The 16426-nt window shown below is 71.1% G+C and carries 14 protein-coding genes and 3 pseudogenes; 5 read left to right on the forward strand and 12 right to left on the reverse strand.

Annotation, left to right across the window (positions count from 1 at the left end; all coding sequences use genetic code 11):
- The first annotated feature begins 14 nt into the window (after positions 1-14).
- Positions 15-1253, forward strand: a complete 1239-nt coding sequence (locus LK06_RS30040; protein WP_039651920.1) for an ROK family protein — start codon at positions 15-17, stop codon at positions 1251-1253.
- Positions 1250-2050, forward strand: coding sequence for an NUDIX hydrolase (locus tag LK06_RS30045; RefSeq protein ID WP_234367543.1), 801 nt, complete (start codon positions 1250-1252; stop codon positions 2048-2050). The genes LK06_RS30040 and LK06_RS30045 overlap by 4 nt, the downstream gene beginning before the upstream one ends.
- Positions 2051-2173: 123 nt before the next feature.
- Here the strand turns inward: LK06_RS30045 and LK06_RS34695 are convergent.
- From LK06_RS34695 to LK06_RS30070, 5 genes and pseudogenes are all read right to left on the reverse strand, one after another.
- A pseudogene (locus LK06_RS34695) lies at positions 2174-2456 on the reverse strand (phosphotriesterase family protein); the annotation flags it as partial.
- Entirely contained in the window at positions 2450-3028 is a 579-nt protein-coding gene (locus tag LK06_RS30055; protein ID WP_039651918.1) for a DUF4865 family protein, read from the reverse strand. The gene LK06_RS30055 and the pseudogene LK06_RS34695, both read right to left, overlap by 7 nt.
- 114 nt (positions 3029-3142) lie before the next feature.
- Complete coding sequence (locus tag LK06_RS30060) at positions 3143-3748, reverse strand: TetR/AcrR family transcriptional regulator (protein ID WP_052269880.1); 606 nt, start codon at positions 3746-3748, stop codon at positions 3143-3145.
- 590 nt (positions 3749-4338) lie between these two features.
- Positions 4339-4755, reverse strand: a pseudogene (locus LK06_RS34700) (ATP-binding protein); the annotation flags it as partial.
- Between the two features lie 297 nt (positions 4756-5052).
- Positions 5053-5376: a hypothetical protein gene (locus LK06_RS30070; protein WP_039651915.1), complete on the reverse strand. Its 324-nt coding sequence runs from the start codon at positions 5374-5376 to the stop codon at positions 5053-5055.
- 304 nt (positions 5377-5680) lie between these two features.
- Between LK06_RS30070 and cds1 the strand changes: the two genes are divergently transcribed.
- Positions 5681-6805, forward strand: coding sequence for an L-cysteine desulfhydrase Cds1 (gene cds1, locus LK06_RS30075; protein WP_039651913.1), 1125 nt, complete (start codon positions 5681-5683; stop codon positions 6803-6805).
- Positions 6806-6823: 18 nt separating this feature from the next.
- On the opposite strand, the gene LK06_RS30080 is transcribed toward cds1, so the two are convergent.
- Complete coding sequence (locus LK06_RS30080) at positions 6824-7309, reverse strand: SRPBCC family protein (protein WP_039651912.1); 486 nt, start codon at positions 7307-7309, stop codon at positions 6824-6826.
- Between the two features lie 68 nt (positions 7310-7377).
- Positions 7378-8208, reverse strand: a complete 831-nt coding sequence (locus LK06_RS30085; protein WP_039652227.1) for a DeoR/GlpR family DNA-binding transcription regulator — start codon at positions 8206-8208, stop codon at positions 7378-7380.
- 248 nt (positions 8209-8456) lie between these two features.
- Between LK06_RS30085 and LK06_RS34705 the strand changes: the two are divergent.
- A pseudogene (locus LK06_RS34705) lies at positions 8457-8713 on the forward strand (hypothetical protein); the annotation flags it as partial.
- Positions 8714-8892: 179 nt separating this feature from the next.
- On the opposite strand, the gene LK06_RS30100 reads toward LK06_RS34705, so the two are convergent.
- The 4 genes from LK06_RS30100 to LK06_RS30115 all read right to left on the reverse strand — a co-directional run bounded on the left by LK06_RS30100 (position 8893) and on the right by LK06_RS30115 (position 13616).
- Positions 8893-11337, reverse strand: coding sequence for a right-handed parallel beta-helix repeat-containing protein (locus tag LK06_RS30100; protein WP_039651911.1), 2445 nt, complete (start codon positions 11335-11337; stop codon positions 8893-8895).
- A 172-nt stretch (positions 11338-11509) separates the two neighbouring features.
- Positions 11510-12115 carry an Rv1733c family protein gene (locus LK06_RS30105; protein WP_043408397.1) on the reverse strand — a complete coding sequence of 202 codons (606 nt, stop codon included), beginning with the start codon at positions 12113-12115 and terminating at the stop codon, positions 11510-11512.
- A gap of 194 nt (positions 12116-12309) precedes the next feature.
- Positions 12310-13137 carry an MOSC domain-containing protein gene (locus LK06_RS30110; protein WP_039651909.1) on the reverse strand — a complete coding sequence of 276 codons (828 nt, stop codon included), beginning with the start codon at positions 13135-13137 and terminating at the stop codon, positions 12310-12312.
- Positions 13138-13181: 44 nt separating this feature from the next.
- Positions 13182-13616: a DUF6643 family protein gene (locus tag LK06_RS30115; protein WP_039651908.1), complete on the reverse strand. Its 435-nt coding sequence runs from the start codon at positions 13614-13616 to the stop codon at positions 13182-13184.
- A 295-nt stretch (positions 13617-13911) separates the two neighbouring features.
- Here LK06_RS30115 and LK06_RS30120 point away from each other — a divergent pair, with 295 nt between their 5' ends.
- On the forward strand, positions 13912-15207 hold the full coding sequence (locus LK06_RS30120) for a TerD family protein (protein WP_159025113.1): 1296 nt from the start codon (positions 13912-13914) through the stop codon (positions 15205-15207).
- 7 nt (positions 15208-15214) lie between these two features.
- On the opposite strand, the gene LK06_RS30125 is transcribed toward LK06_RS30120, so the two are convergent.
- Positions 15215-16378, reverse strand: coding sequence for a glycosyltransferase (locus LK06_RS30125; protein ID WP_078858798.1), 1164 nt, complete (start codon positions 16376-16378; stop codon positions 15215-15217).
- Between the last annotated feature and the right edge of the window lie 48 nt (positions 16379-16426).

The raw sequence follows: 16426 nt of genomic DNA on the forward strand, positions 1-16426 counted from the left end.
GGAGACTCGCCCTCATGAGCGGTAAGGCGGATCCCCGGCCGGCGGGGGAGAGGACCACTTCACGGGCGCGACTGGACCGGGGGCGAGGTGCGCTCGGGCCCGCGCTGGAACTGGTGCACACCGGGCGGGCACCGACCCGTGCCGTACTCACCGCCGAACTCGGCGTCACCCGGGCGACGGCCGGCGCGGTGGCCGCCGAGCTGGAGGCGCTGGGCCTGATCCGGGTGGATGCCCGGCCGGGTGTGGCGGTCGGTTCCCAGGGGCGTCCCTCGCACCGGCTGCAGGTGGCCGAGGACGGGCCCGTCGTCCTGGCTGCGCAGGTGCACGCGGACGGTTTCCGGGCCGCGCTGGTCGGTCTCGGCGGACGGATCGTGGCGACCGCGCCGGGCTGCGTGACCGTGGACGCCGATCCGGCCAAGGTGCTCGGCTCCGTCGTCGAGGCGGGCGCGGAACTGCTGACCGCGACCGGCCGCCGGTGCGTCGGCGCCGGGCTCGCCGTACCGTCCGCCGTCGCGGAGCCCGACGGCCTGGCACTCAACCCCGTGCACCTCGCCTGGCCCGTGGGTGCCCCGGTCCGGCAGATCTTCGCGCAGTGCGTGCGCGCCGCTGGCATCGGCGGCCCGGCGTTCGCCGGCAACGACGTCAACCTCGCCGCGCTCGCTGAGCACCGGCACGGCGCCGGCCGGGGTGCGCGTGACCTGCTGTGCGTGGCCACCGGCCACCGGGGCGTCGGCGGCGCCCTGGTCCTAGACGGTCGCCTGCACACCGGAAGTTCGGGCCTCGCCCTGGAGGTCGGCCATCTCACGGTGAACCCCGAGGGCCGGCCCTGCCACTGTGGCAGCCGCGGCTGTCTGGACGTCGAGGCCGACCCGTTCGCCCTGCTGGCCGAGGCACACCGTGAGCCGGGCCCCGAGGTGTCCCTGCTCCAACAGGCCAACGACCTGCTGCGCACCCAGTACGCCGACCCGGTCGTGCGTACGGCCGCCGAGGCCCTGATCGACCGCCTCGGCCTCGGCCTCGCCGGGCTGGTCAACATCCTCAACCCCGACCGCATCGTCCTGGGCGGTCTGCACCGCACCCTCCTGGAAGTCGATCCCGGCCGGCTGCGCGCGGTCGTCGCGGACCGCAGTCTGTGGGGGCAGAGCGGTGGCGTACCGATTCTGCCGTGCATCCTGGATCACAACAGCCTGGTGGGCGCGGCGGAGCTGGCGTGGCAACCGGTGCTGGACGATCCGCTGGGGGCGCTGCAGTGACGGCCTCCCGGGATTCCCGGCCCGGCTTCTCAGCGGCCTCCTCCGGCGGCTCGGTGGAACTCCTGCCCACCCGGCGCATCCGGCTCGTGGAGGTGGCTGCGCCAGAGCTGTCGCCGCGGCACCGCTCGGCCATGGACCGCTGCTGGTCGGAGGCGGTACGGGCCAACCCGTCGCTGTTCGACGGCCCGGTCGCGGCAGTCACCGCAGTGGAGAGGGACGGGTCCGACGGGCTGGTGCTGAGATGGGTGCGGGCCACCTACCGGTTCCGGATGCTGCGGCACGTGCCCGGTGCGCCGGTCCACCGGTCCTTGTTCGTCTGCGTGGTGCAGCCGACCGACGACGGACGGTTGCTGGTGGGCCGGATGGCGCCGTGGACCACGCATCCGGGCCGCTGGCAGCTGCCCGGCGGCACCGTCGAACCACCGGCGGGCGACGAGCGGTTGGACCTCGCCGCGGTGTGCCGGCACGCGGCACGCGAACTGGACGAGGAGACCGGCTCCGGGACTCCGGCCGACGCCCTGACCCTGTGGCTGACCGTCCGGCACCGGCGAGGCGGCGTCGGTGTCCTCTTCACCGCCCCGCCGCTTCCCGCACGGGTGGTGCGTGAGCGGTACGCGGGGGTGGTGGAGGCGGACACCGCGCGCGGCGCCGATCCGGAGTTCGACCGGATCGAGCTGATCCACGCACCTGCCGGTCTTTCCGGCCTCGACGGTCCGCACGCCGCCTATCTGCAACCTGTTCTTGACCATGACACGGCACCCGGGCCGACAGGCCCGCCACAGCGACTGCTGCCCTGACCCTCCCGAAGGGAGGACCGGCACGAACGGGCCGGGGCACTTACGTCCAGTCGACCGCGAAAGCCCGTCCCGGGTCTTCACCGAGGATGCGGTCCACGGGTTCGGCGCCCACCGCCTCTGCCAGCCGCTGCCGCACCGGACCACCCGTACCCCGGTGATCCGGGACAGCGCCGACAGCGCCGACAGCTCCGTCGCCCGCCGTCCCCTCCCATAGGGGGTCCACAGCACGACGGCGGCTCCGCCCGCCGCACGGAACGCCGTCAGTTCGGCCTGCGCCGTGGAGACGTCGTCCAGCTCCCGGCCCGGCAACCGAGGGCTGCGCAGGAAGAGGTGGTCGTGTGCGTCGCAGACGCCCAGTTCCTTGGGGCGGATGTCGCCGAAGAACTGGACGGACGCCGCTCACCAGTGCCGGCCGAGGGGGAGCCGGTCCCGGCCGGGCGCGGACCGGTGCAGCACCTGGAAGACCTCCCCGTCGGCCTTGGGCGCGTCGTGCTCCCAGACGGAGAAACGCACCACTTCCCAGCGGCTCGGGTCGACGGCCGCCGTCGCGAACACTGCGCCGTCCTGGCCGGCCAGTCGCTCCGCCTCGTCGACGGAGTCCTGCAGCAGCACGGACAGTTCGGACCCGTCCGGCACGGGTAGCCGCCGTCGTACGGCGAACGCGGCGCGCGTGCCTGCGCCCTCCGCGTAGGCGAGTCCGGTCCACTGCCGGACCGTGGGTCGGCCGAAGTCGTCGACCAGTCCCTGGAAGGCGCCGCCCCACAGGAAACGGTTCATGCCCTCGACCGTGTTCCACAAGTAGAACGGCGCGTACTGGTTGATCGGTGACCCGTACCGGCCGCGTTCGCGCAGGAGGTACGTCTTCAGGCCGAGACCGTCCCAGTCGTCGAGCAGGTGTCCGACGCGAGCGACCCGCGCGCGTACGATGTCCGTGTCGTAGTCGGCGGGGAGGGTCAACTCGTACTGCATCGCGTGCATGGGGTGGTCCTTCGTCGTGATGAGCGTGCCGGGACAGGCCGCTTGGCCCCGGCCCGTGCCTCGGTGCACCCGTCGGACGCGCACGGACTTCACGGACCTTGCGGAGGCCGAGCGTCAGGCGAGTTCGTGGAGCTCAGGAGGACCGGGGAGTCCGGGGCCGAGCAGGGACAGCAGGCCGCGAACACTGGCGTCGAAGGCCGCGGGGGAACCGGACGCGCGGGCCAGGACGTAACCCCCCTGTACGGCGGCGAGTACCGCGGCGCTGATCTCCCCGCTGTCCCACTCGAGTGGGAACTGCCCCTGCTGCTTGCCTTCTTCCACGATTCCGGTGAGTCGTTCCCGGAGCCACGCGATCGTATCGTCCACCGGCGCGCGCAGCTCGTCGCTGGCGATCACGTCCGGATCCATGGTCAGCCTGCCGATCGGACAACCGCGCAGTGCGTCACGCTCGCGCAGCAGATACGCCTCGATGCGCTCGTACGGCGTGCCCGGTCCGTCCAGGAGCGGTTCGACGGTGGCCCGCAGGTCCTCGGCGGTTCGCCGGATCGCCGTCAGGGCGAGGTCGGGTTTGCCCCGGAAATGGTGGTACATGCTGCCCTGTCCGGCCCCCGCGCGCTCCAGGATGGCCTTGGGGCTGGTCCCCACATACCCGCGCTCCCACAACAGCTCGCGGGTGGACTCGATCAGTCGATCCGAAGTGCTCACACTCTCACTGTACATACTGGTAGTTACAGGCTCCAGTCTGCTGGGAGGGCATGGCATGTGTGGTTCCGGACTGGGGTGGCGGTCGTGGTGGTCGCTGCCCCTACGGCTTGTGTGGCGATTGCGGGCAGGCCTGGATCGCCTGCACCGCGCTCGCAGGCCCGGAGACACCGCGGACTGCTGTCCGATGCCCCATCCCGCTACGGGAGGGTGCGGACCGGTCAGCCGTGAACGGCCGATGGGGCAGGAGCCCGTGCCCCGGTTGTCGCGGAGTCCTGTGCCGCGGCGGGGGCGGGGGCGTGACCGGAGACGGCCGCTGGAGCCGCTGCGGCGGTGGGAGCTGTGGTGGCAGCGGGTGTTCCGGGGCTACCGGGAGGCGCCCCCATGACCGGAGCTTCCGTCCGGGCGTGAGCCCCCGTGGTGAGCGGAGTCCCTGCCGAGGTCGGAGCGGCCCTCGGTTCCGGGCGTGCCTCGGCAGGCAGAACCCCGATCGGCAGTGTTTCGACCGGGAGTGCCTCGATCGACTGCGTCGTCGGCTGCCGTTCAGCTGACTGCCGTTCTGTCATGCGGTGCGGTGCGCGGGTGAGGTGGGCGCGCACCGTCGTCCGGGCGGACAGCGTGAACCATACGATCTTGCCGTTCTCGCCGTCCGGCCGCGCGCCCCAGCTCTCGCTCATCGCGGCCACCATGGCCAGCCCTCGGCCGCATGTGGGCAGCGGGGCGGCGTCCGGGGGGTCACTGCCGTCCGGGATGTCGGCCGGCACCGGAAGGCGGGGATCGTGGTCGTGCACCGAGACCGTGAGCCGGTCCGGTGACAGTTCCAGCTCGACGGTACACGACTTGTCGGGCCTGGCATGCCGGTGGACATTACTCAGCAACTCGGTCACGCCGAGCGCGGCCCTGTCTATCAGTGGGTCCAGATGCCAGTAGCGCAATTGCGCAGATACGATTCTGCGGACCTGGCCGATCCGCGACGGCAGGGCTTGGAGCTCCACCGTGCAGTGCCTGCTTGGGTGACTGATCACGGCTGCGACTCCCCGATGTGAGGTCCGGAGGACCGGAGGAACACGGAGAACAACGGATCCAGCAGGGTGCTTGCGTCCAAACGCCCGCCTGCTGTCGGGGCCGGCGGGCTGGTTCGCAGCGTTATCGCCGGTAAACCCAGAGTGAAGTGAGACCAGCGTGACGCAACGGATGCGCTCCCGCAACTCGCCGCGACCGCGGTGCCGCCGGGTCGGCCCGAAACCTGACGTGCCCCGGGTGCACAGGGACGCGGAGGTGGGGCTGGGGTTGGGCCCCAGGGGTTGTCGGCCGCGCGTGGCTCAACCGCCACGTCCAGCTGCCCGGCGTACAGCCTCGATGAACCGCCGAGCGGCGGGTGGCCCCGGTTCGCCGGGAGCGGGGTCCTGCTCGGCCAATGTCAGCAGGTACCGCTTGCCGTTGAGGTCGGCCAGCGCTCGGTCGTCCGGCGCGAACCACGGCTTGGACGCGCGCACCGTCTGCACCGGCGCGCTGTCGATCTCGCTGCCGTAGCTGGTGAGCAACTCCACTCTGCCGTCACTGATCCGGACCTGGCCGGCCCGGGTGAGCGAGCGCAGGCGCATGCCGATCCGCACGCCCGTGGCCGTGAACTCCGGCTCCGCCATCCTTCGCCGCCCCCTTGCCTGGGTTCCCGTGGTCGTGAGCGAGCCCCCGTTCGGGACGATCGTCCCGACGCGTGCAGTCTGCCCCGATGAGGTCCGGAGCACCAGTGCGCGCGAGGCGCATCCGGCAGCCGCCCGGAGTACTCCCGCCACTGCGCCCCGGCGTGTCCGCCGTCTGCGCCGCAGGGTGTCTTTGGGTGGCTGAAAGATGTGTTTATGCAGGTGGGAAGCGGTGCGAAAGATGCCTATGCTCGTGGTGTGCCGGTTGCGCCACGCGCTGCCGGCGCCCAGCCTAAGGAGCCCCGCCGTGAGCACCATCCCCCAGACCCGGACCGGCGTCACCCTTGATGTCGACCGTAGCGACGACGTCTACCGCGACTGGCTGAAAGAAGCTGTCCGCAAGGTTCAGGCCGACGCCAACCGATCGGCGGACACGCACCTGCTGCGCTTTCCGCTGCCCGAACGATGGGGCATCGACCTGTACCTGAAGGACGAGTCGACGCACCCGACCGGTAGCCTCAAACACCGGCTCGCGCGCTCGTTGTTCCTCTACGGCCTCTGCAATGGCTGGATCCGTCCAGACCGCCCCGTCATTGAGGCGTCCAGCGGCTCCACCGCCGTCTCAGAGGCCTACTTCGCCAAGCTGATCGGGGTGCCCTTCATCGCGGTCATGCCACGCACGACGAGCGCCGAGAAGTGCCGCCTCATCGAGTTCCACGGTGGCCAGTGCCACTTCGTGGACGACTCTCGGAAGATGTACGAGGAGTCCGCCCGTCTCGCGGTGGAGACCGGTGGCCACTACATGGACCAGTTCACCTACGCCGAGCGGGCCACCGACTGGCGTGGCAACAACAACATCGCCGAATCCATCTTCCGCCAGCTGGAGCTGGAACGGTTCCCGGAGCCAACCTGGATCGTCGCCACGGCGGGCACCGGCGGCACGTCGGCGACGCTCGCCCGCTATGTGCACTACATGCAGTACGACACCCGCATCTGTGTCGCCGATCCGGAGAACTCCTGCTTCTTCGAAGGCTGGACCACCGGTGACCCGGGCGTCACCTGCGACTGCGGCTCCCGGATCGAGGGCATCGGCCGGCCGCGCATGGAGCCCAGCTTCGTACCCGGTGCGATCGACCGGATGATGAAGGTGCCGGACGCAGCCAGCGTTGCCGCCGTACGCGCCCTGGAGCGGGCCATCGGCCGCAAGGCCGGTGGCTCGACCGGCACCGGGCTGTGGAGCGCGTTGAAGATCGTCTCCGAGATGGTGGCCGAGGGCCGCCAGGGCAGCGTGGTCACCCTGCTGTGCGACCCCGGTGACAGGTACCTCGACAAGTACTACTCGGACGCGTGGCTCGCTGGGCAGGGCCTGGACATCACCCCGTACGCGGCGGTGATCGCCGCCCTACTGGCGACGGGGGCGTGGACCGGCTGACCTCCGGGGCGATTGCGGTCAGGTGGTGCTCCGGCGGTCCGTCCGCGCCAGCCGCCGGTCCAGGGCAGCGATCGCACTCCTGACGGCTCGGCCTGCACCCGGCTTGGCCAGACGGCACACGAGCCGGAACGCGGCGGTGCCGTCCAGGGCGAAGGTCATCTGTATGCGGGTCCCCCTCCCGGCCGGGGCGAGCCGCCACTCCTCGACCCACGCGCGGGCTCCCGGGGCGTTGGTGGCGTCGACCCGGTAGGCGTACACCTCTGGTGCTTTCGCCACCAGAACGGTCTCCTCGAAGCGGATGCCGCCCCGTAGTCGGACCGCGCGCCCACCCTCGGTGGGCCGTGCCGAGGACACGGCCGAGAACCACTCGGACCAGCCTTCCACGTCCTCGCCGAGGGCGCGGTGGACCGCGTCCGGGGTGGCAGCGACGTCCTGGACGAACGACAGACGTACCGGCGCGGTCTCGACGAAGTCCAGCCCAACCGGGCGCAGGCGCTGAGCCATGGCGACGTACCCCTTGTGAAGTCCCCTGTGTAAGAAAGGTGTTGGGCCTCAGCGTAGTTGACGTAGCGTCAGATGTCCTCGTCGGTCTCCGGCTCGCCCGCCACGATCAGTCGGGGCAGGTGCTCCGCCATCTCGTTGCGAGCCTCGGCAGGCAGCCCCGCATCGGTCACCAGCGTGTCCACCTGGTCCAGTGTGGCGAAGGAACTCAGGCCCACCGTGCCCCACTTGGTGTGGTCGGCGACCACCACGACCCGGCGTGCGGAGTGCACCAGTCGCCGGTTGGTCTCGGCCTCGGCGAGGTTCGGTGTGGACAGCCCGGCCTCGACCGATATGCCGTGCACCCCGAGGAAGAGCAGGTCGAAGTGGAGGGAGGCGATCGCCTGGTCGGCCACCGGCCCGACCAGCGAATCCGACGGGGTACGCACGCCACCGGTGAGTACCACGGTGGCCGTTCCCTGCTGCTGCCCCGTGGTCCGCTGTGCCGCATGGAAGACGTCCGCGACCCGCACCGAGTTCGTCACCACGGTCAGGTCCGGCACTTCCAGCAGGTGCCGGGCGAGTGCATACGTGGTCGTACCGCCAGACAGGGCGATCGCCGTTCCCGGGGCGACCAGCCGGGCCGCGGTGCGCGCGATGTCTTCCTTGGCGGTCGGTTCGAGGCCCGACTTCGCCTCGAACCCCGGCTCGTGGGTGCTGGCCTCGACGACCGGCACCGCACCACCGTGCACCTTCTCCAGCATCCCCTGCCGGGCGAGTGCGTCCAGATCACGGCGTACGGTCATGTCCGACACGCCGAGCTTGCGGGTCAGTTCGTTGACGCGTACACCGCCACGGCGCCGGACCTCGTCCAGGATCAGGGCGCGGCGCTGCTCCGCGAGGAGGTTCTGATTCTCGCTCACGTACGCTCCGGTCCTTTCGTAGCTACCGTCCGACACACCCGGTGTACGCGCTCCGGCCAGGACGTTCCGTCCCGCCGGGGCTGCGCGGGCGTCCCATCCTTTCACGGGTCGGCATCGGTTGCGCCATCACCTGACAACGACGCGCACATGCCATCAAGGACGCGGTGGTCCTGCCCGTCACCACCCGGAGCGGTAGATTCCATGACGAGAGGTGTACTCCGTCACGGAATCGCAGATCCTGGTGCACGCACCGACACAGGCCTTCACGGCCACGCGCCGTCCGCCTGTACCGCCTACTCGTGCGGCTGGCCGCCCTCACCTTGACCGCGCTCCTGGTGGCCGCCGGCGAGGTGGAGCCTGACCTGCTGGACTGGCAGTGCGCGCCGGTGTCCGTGGCTGCGCCCGCTGGCACTCCTGGCTGGGCTGCCTCACGCCCGACGTGTTCGGTGTCGGGTGGAGTGCTCCCGGCCGCCGGCTCGTCCTCGCCGCACTGGTTCCGCTGGCGTGTTCCTTGTCCGGGTCGGCCAGGGCGCCGTCCTCCTCGCCGTAGTGCAGCACGGTGTTCGCGCTGTTCCCGTTCTCCACGACCCGGAGCCCGCCGTAGTTCTCGCCGCGCAGGTCGGGGCTGGCGAGGTGGTGGCACACGAAGGTCGTGCGCGCGGCGTTCTGAAGTGCGGTCAGCGGTCAGGGGAGGTCTGGCAGGTCCTCCGCGTAGAGCAGGGTCAGGTCGTCGGTGCTGGGGTCGCCGAGCCTGGCGACCCGGCTCGCGTGTCGCTCCACCATCGCCTCGAAGGTCTGCCGGGCGGTGCGGCCGTTGCCGAACGCCGGGCCCTTGGGGATCGCGGTGAAGTACTTCAGCAGTGCCTCGGAGGTGCCCTGCGCCAGTTGGTACTCATGCTCGTCGGCCTGCTGCCCCACGATCCGGAGGAGTTCTTCCGGCCCGTAGTCGCCGAACGTGATGGTGCGTGAGAAACGGGAGGCGACTCCCGGGTTGACGGAGAGGAAGCGTTGCATCTCCGTGGTGTAGCCGGCCACGATGACTACCACCGCGTCCCGGTGGTCCTCCATCAACTTCACCAGCGTGTCGATGGCCTCCTTGCCGAAATCGCGCCCGGCGTCCTCAGGTGACAGCGCATACGCCTCGTCAATGAACAGCACTCCGTCGCGTGCCCGTTCGAAGGCCTCCTGGGTACGGATCGCAGTGGAGCCGATGTGCTCGCCCACCAAGTCGACCCTGGACACCTCGACCAAGTGGCCCTTGTCCAGTACGTCGAGCGAGGCGAGGATCTCCCCGTACAGCCTGGCCACGGTGGTCTTGCCGGTGCCGGGAGAGCCGGTGAAGACCAGGTGGCGCTTGACCGATGCCGCCTTCAGACCCGCTCGCTGGCGTCGACGTCCCACCTCGATCATGTCGGTCAGCGCCCGCACCTCGCGTTTGACGCTCTCCAGGCCGACCAGCGCGTCCAGTTCGCCGAGCACGTCCTTCGACGTCCGCACCGGTTTCTGCGGTTCCTCCGGCTCAGCGGCCCCGGTCGGCGGCTCCTGTTCCGCGCGCTGTCCGGGAACCGAACCGAGCAGCCCGGCGGACTGCCTCACCGTCTCCACCGCGGCCTCGTGGGCCGTGGGCTGCCGTAGGCTGCCGCTCTCGTCGCTGGTGCAGTCGTCCATGACCGGACCCGTGCCGGATCCGTCGTCCGGTGCCGGGTCGGCGAACTCGTAACCGCCGCGCGCACATCGTTCCGTACGGCACCGGCGCAGGACCGTGCGGCAGCCGTCGATGACGTGGAAGCCGTAACCGGTGCTGCCGCGGACCCGGCAGTTCAGGAAAGTGCCGCGACCACCCGCGGAGACGTAGAACCCGGCCTCGGAAGGGGAGTCCACCGTGCAGCGTTCGATGGTCGGGTCGGCGCCCTTGGTGACGATCACACCGGTCTGGACGCCGTCCAGGGTGCAACTGTTGAGCGTGCCGCCGCTGCCGTGGTCGCGGAACCAGGCGCCGGTGGCCGCCTCTCTGATCCGGCAGTCGTCGAGCTGCGCGGTCGCCCCGTCACTCACCGACACGGCCGTGTTGCGCACTTGGGACAGGTCGCTGTCCACGACGTCCGCGCGGGAACCGCGGTCCAGCACGAACAGCGCGTCCGGGACGTCGTGCACGCGGCAGGAGTCGAGTACGGCGGTGGCGCCGTCACTCACCCAGACGGCCGGGTAGTCGCCGGTGCTGTCGAAGATCTCGCACTGGTTGGCATCCACGCGGGTGCCCGGGTCCCACACCGACAGGCCGTTGCGGCCGAACTGGCGGACGGTGGTCCGGGTGAGTGTGAGCACGGAGCGGGAGCGCAGGTCGACCGCGTTCTCCGGAATCTCGTGGATCCGGCAGTCGGCGAGCGTGAGCACCGCGTCCGTGTCCAGCGTGACGCCGTCGCCGGTGGTGCGGTGGACATTGCAGTCGGTCAGGTGCGCGGTGGCTCGCTGGGTGATCTGCAGCCCCGAGCCGCGGACCTCGTAGATCTCGCAACCGACCGCCTCCAGCGCGGAGTTCTCGCCGGTCGCGGTCAGGCCGTTGCCCGAGGCGTGGTGCACTCGGCAGCGCTCCAGGCGTGGATGAGCACCGCCGCGGACCGCCACGCCAGCCTGCCCAGCCGCCACGACCTCGCACTCCTCGAAGACCCCGCCCGCGCCGTCGAGTACGGCGATGCCGACACCTGCCGGGTTGTCGACGGTGCAGCGGCGCACGGTCGGGCGGGCGCCACCGCGCACCTCGACACCGGCTGCCGACCGGGTGACGATCCGCAGGTCCGTCAGCTCGGGCGTACCCTCCTCGACCAGCAGCGCGGGCGCCGCCGCGTCCTGGCCCTCCACGTGCAGGTCCTGCACCATGGCCGAGGCCCGCACGATCAGCGGCACCCCGTCCAGGGGCGCGATCCGCACCGAGCCCGGCGAGCCCTCGGGGCCACGGAGCGTCACCGCCCGCTGGACGACGAGGTTCTCCCGGTAGGTTCCGGGGGCGATCGTGAGGACGTCGCCGTCGGCCGCGGCCTCCAGAGCGGCGGCGAGCGAAGCGTACTCACCCGTGCGGCGCCGCCACCGCGAAGTACCGGTGTGCGTCACCTGGACCGTGCCCTGTGCCATGGCGTTGTTCTGCCCCCACCTCGTCGTACTGATGGCTCGCTGCCGTCAGGGCGTCGCCGTGGTTCCGGCACGCCCCTGTGGTCCGCTCACCCGCGGGTCGTCGCCGAAAGCGCTTCGGCCGGTCCACCGTAGCGTGTGGGTGCACGGTGGGTTGACCAGAGCGGGAAGGCCATCAGCTGCCGGTGCCCGCCTTGCCCCAGTCCGGGCCAGCCCGGTCCCATGCCTGGTCCCAACGCGCGTACCTGCGGCGGACCATGCGCCACAGGGCCAGGCGTCGACCGCTCTCCATCAGGGCCGCGGTCGTCAGAGCCGCGCCGATTCCGGCGAGGGCCGCGTGTGTCGTCGCGGTGAGAGTGTCCAGCGGACGGGTCGATATTCGGCCGTGCGAGTCCGTCCAGAGGTCGAAGTGTTCTCCGGAGTGCGGGGACTTGAGACCGGTGAGGACCGGGCCGTGCTGTCGGGTGCCGTCCGGCGCGGTCCACTCGGCGAGGACGCGGCTCCGGGCTCGGTGCGCGGTCGTGGACACGGGGTCCGTCTCCAGCGGAGCCTCGCCCAGGGCGCGTACTACCCTGGCAGTGACGAGGTGGTGCGTGTGCCGCTGCCTCCGGGCGGACCGCTGGAGCGAGTCCTGGACGTGAACCCCGGCCAGCAAGCCGGTCACCGGAGCGACCACGGCGACCAGTACCACGGTCACGAGCGTCATCCAGGCCTCGGCCAGATCGGTCGCGCGGCACAGCGGATTGCGCCGCCAGCGCCACAGGCCAGTGAGAGCCCGCATGACCCACCCCCCTTCGCACCGTCGGCACGCTCGACGTAGCCGCCCGCCCCCGGAGCGGACCGGGATGATGACGGCACGTCCATCGCGGGCCGTCATGAAACGCGGTTCCTCAGGAACGTCTCATGTTTCTCCAACGGCCGGGACCCCGCTGAGGGTTCCCCGGACGGTGAACCGGTTGCCGGGGCATCACCGCCCTACTGCTCCAGCACCCGTACGGGATCGCCGTTCCTGAGGGTGCCTGCGGAGACGGGCACGAGATTGAGGCCGAAGACCAGCCTGCTGCCGATCCTGCGATGGCGTGCCAAGCTGTGCAGGGGCTCCCGGCCTCGTGCTGCGGTGTCCTGGTCGGTCGTGGTGACCACGCACCGGGCGCTCGTCCTCGCGGCCCGGAACACCACCTCGCCGACGGAGATCCGCGACCACCGGTCTTCGGCCCAGGCCTCGGTGCCCGTCACGACGATGTTGGGTCGGAAGCGGTTCATGGGAAGTGGTCCCTCGTGGGCGTACGCGCCCTCGGATATCAGGGAGTTCAGGGCGTCGAGGGAGGCCGTGGTGGTGACCAGCAGGGGGTAGCCGTCGGCGAGGCTCACCGTCTCGCCGGGCAGGGCGTACTCGGGGTCGACCGGCCGGCGGGTGCCTGGGTCGTCCAAGTGGACCAGGCGCACCTCGGCCTGCGCGTAGGCAGTGCACCAAGAGTGCGCGGCCGTGGCTGCCGGCACCGCCTCGACCTTCGTGCCGAAGATGTCGACCGGTACGGTCATGGTCGGGTCGGGTACGTCGACCGTCAGTGGCGCCTGGCCGGGTGCCGACAGACGGATGCCGCCGCCGGCCAGCGGCTCGGCGGCGGCCAACGCCAGGCGCGGCTGCTCGCGCTGGGTGACGACCTTCCCCCCGTTGCCGATCAGTGCCCAGCGCCGGTCACCGGTCAGGCCCCACGGCTCCACCACGGCCTCGCGAGGCGATCTGCCCTTGAACGCCTTGACCGGATAGACGTGAATCGACTGCACCTTGGCGTTTTCCATAGGTGTCATCGTGCCAGGAGGCATCGACGGCACGGGATACGCTGTCAGTAGCCGCGGTACTGCTGGTTGTTGTAGGGGTCCTGGTAGGGAGCCTGCGCCGGGCGCGGCGCCGCGGGGCGCATCGCCTCGTAGCCCGTTGCGGTCGCCACCGGCCGCTGCTGGGGAGCCTGCGGGCCGGGGTAGCCGCGCGGGGCGCCCGCCTGCTGCGGGATGTACGCCGTGGGTGCCTGCTGCAACGGGGCGGGCTGCGGCACCTGTGGGTAACCGTAGGCGGTGGCGTGTGGGGACGGGGCCGACGGGAGGGCGGGCAGTGCCGACGGCAGGGCGGGCAGCGGGCTGCCCGTGTCGTAGGCGGCGGGGACGCGGATCGGGGCGATCTGCGGGGTGCCCCGCTCGGCCACGAGCGAGTCGTAGATCGGGGTGTCCGGGAAGGAGGCGGAGTAGTAGCCGCCACCATAAGTGGAGCGGGGGGAGGTCATGGCACATAAGTTAAGCCCACGATGTGCTGGTTGGGGAGACCGATAAGAGGGTTGTTTTCCGTGTCGGCAGTGACCTGGGATCGTCAATCCGAGCGAACTTGGCAAAAAGGGACGCTGGGCGACGTTCGGATCGTGTAAAGCCCGAGTTCCTGCCGGGTTACCGACGGTCGGCCGCTGATCTTCATGCGTCCCTCATGGGGGTTCGTCGAGCCCGGGATTAGGTTGAACGGGTAGGGATGAACCCGGATCGCCGGGGACGCTCGGAAGTCGATACGGGATGGGGGCGGACATGTCCATGTCGAAGGGGGCCAATGAGCCGGTGCCGACCACGGCCCTGCGCGTGGAACTGGGCTGGTGCCCAGGGCCCGGTGTGCCCGATGCGGATGCCTCGGCGCTGTTGCTCGCCGAGGGCAAGGTCCGCTCCGACGGGGACTTCGTCTCCGGCAACCAGCCCGCCCACCCCTCCGGCGCGGTCCGTCACGAAGGCAAGCGGATGGCCGGTGGACGGGTCACCGACACCCTCTTCGTCGACCTCGCAGGGGTGGAGCAAGCCGTCGAGCGGATCGTGCTCGCCGCTTCCGCGGATGGCGGGACGTTCGGGCAGGTGCCCGGTCTCTACATCGAGGCGGTCGACGCCGGATCCGGTCAGGTGGTGGCTCGCTTCGACACGCCAGGCGCGACCGAGGAGACGGCCTTCGTGCTCGGCGAGTTCTACCGCCGCCAGGGAGGCTGGAAGTTCCGCGCCGTCGGCCAGGGCTACCGCAGCGGGCTCGTAGGGCTGGCGACGGACTTCGGCATCACCGTGGACGGACCTCAGCGCACCGCACCGCCCACGGCGACGGCCGCCGGCGCCGCGGCGCCGGCCGGGGCCGTGCCCCCGCCGTCCCAGGCGCCGCTGCCTCCGCCCCCAGTGACCCTGCCGGTCCCTCCTGCGGCACCCCCGGCGCCCGCGTCCCCGCCGGTCCGCCTGTCCAAGGTCACCCTCACCAAGGCAGCGCCCTCCGTCTCGCTGGCCAAGCAGGGTGGTACGTCCGGGGTGATGCGGGTGAACCTCAACTGGCAGATGCGCAAGACGACTCCGGGCTGGACCGGCCGATGGGGCGGCGGGCACCGGGACCTCGACCTCGACCTGTGCGCCCTGTACGAACTCAGCGACGGCCGCAAAGGAGTCGTCCAGGCACTCGGCAATGCCTTCGGCTCGCTGAACCGGCCTCCGTACATCCACCTCGACGGCGACGACCGGACCGGCGCTGTGGCGAGCGGTGAGAACCTCACCGTCAATCTGGACCACAAGCGTGACTTCCGGCGCATCCTCGTCTTCGTCACCATCTACGAAGGCGCCAGTTCCTTCGCCGACCTGCACGCCACCGTCACCCTCCAGCCGCAGTACGGTGCCCCCATCGACTTCTCACTCGACGAGTGCGCCGTGCCCTCCACCGTGTGTGCGCTCGCCCTGATCGCCAGTAGGGGTGACGACCTCGTCGTCCAGCGTGAGGCGCGGTACCTGGTGCCCGAGCGAGGAGTGAGCCCGCAGCGGACCATAGACCGTGCCTACGGGTGGGGCATGAACTGGACACCCGGCCGCAAGTGACCCCGGCTCAGCCCTCGTCGGGCACGGCGTCGGGGCGGGCGTAGGTGCGGCCCTTCCAGGCGGCTCCGCGCCCCCGGTAGTGCTGCAGGGCCGAGTCGATCGTCATGAGGAGGTACAAGAAGGCGGTGAACGGCAGCAGGGGCGCGAGCCACAGCGGCTGCCGGTAGTAACGCAGCATCGGCGCGTACGTGCCCGCCATGACCGTCCAGGCCAGCGCGCCGAGGACGGCCGTCGCCGGGTCGCCCGCGGTCACGCCGGCGGTCAGTGCGGCGGGCGGCAGCAGGTACACCAGTGCCAGACCGGCGACCGTCCCGAGCAGGAGCAGGGGGTTGTGCCGCAGTTGGGCGTAGGCGCTGCGCGCGACCATGCGCCACAGGTCGTGCAGCCGTGGGTAGGGCCGCACGCTGTCCACCCGGTCGGCCAGCCCCAGCCAGATGCGGCCTCCCGCGCCCTTCACCGCGCGGGCGAGGGCCACGTCGTCGATGACGGAGTGCCGGATGCCGTCCGGGATGCACGCCGTCCGGGCCGTTGCGGCGCGCAGCAGGACACAGCCGCCCGCCGCCGCGGCCGTCCGCGATCCCTCCCGGCTAATCCACCGGAACGGATACAACTGTGCAAAGAAGTAGACGAACGCCGGCACTACGAACCGCTCCCACGGGCTTTCGACCCGCAGCCGGGCCATCTGCGACACCACGTCGAAGCCCCCGGTGTGGGCCGCCGCCACCAGCTCGCGCAGGCTCGCCGGTCCGTGCGCGATGTCCGCGTCCGTCAGCAGCAGATACTCGGGCGCCCGCGCGCGTGCAAGCGAAACGCCGTGCCGCACCGCCCACAGTTTGCCCGTCCAACCCCGCGGCGGTTCGCCCGGCGAGCTCACCGTGAGCGGCAACCCGCCGTGGCGGCGGGCCAGCTCGCGGGCCAATGCCCCGGTGCCGTCCGAACTGCCGTCGTCCACCAGGAAGACCTCCGCCCGCCCCGGATAGTCCTGGGCCAGCAGTGACGGCAGGCTCTCGGGCAGCACGGCGGCCTCGTCACGGGCCGGTACGACCACGCAGACCGGCGGCCACGCTTCCGGTTCCCGGTGCGGCGGCAGCCGGACGTCCGTGCGCCAGAAGAAGCCCTGGCCCAACAGCAGCCAGCACCAGGCGGCCAGCGATACGGCGGTGATCCACATGAGGGCGCTCACCCTCGCAGTCTGCCCCACCGTGCCGGTCCGCCGGGG

Source organism: Streptomyces pluripotens, assembly GCF_000802245.2.
Classification (GTDB): domain Bacteria; phylum Actinomycetota; class Actinomycetes; order Streptomycetales; family Streptomycetaceae; genus Streptomyces; species Streptomyces pluripotens.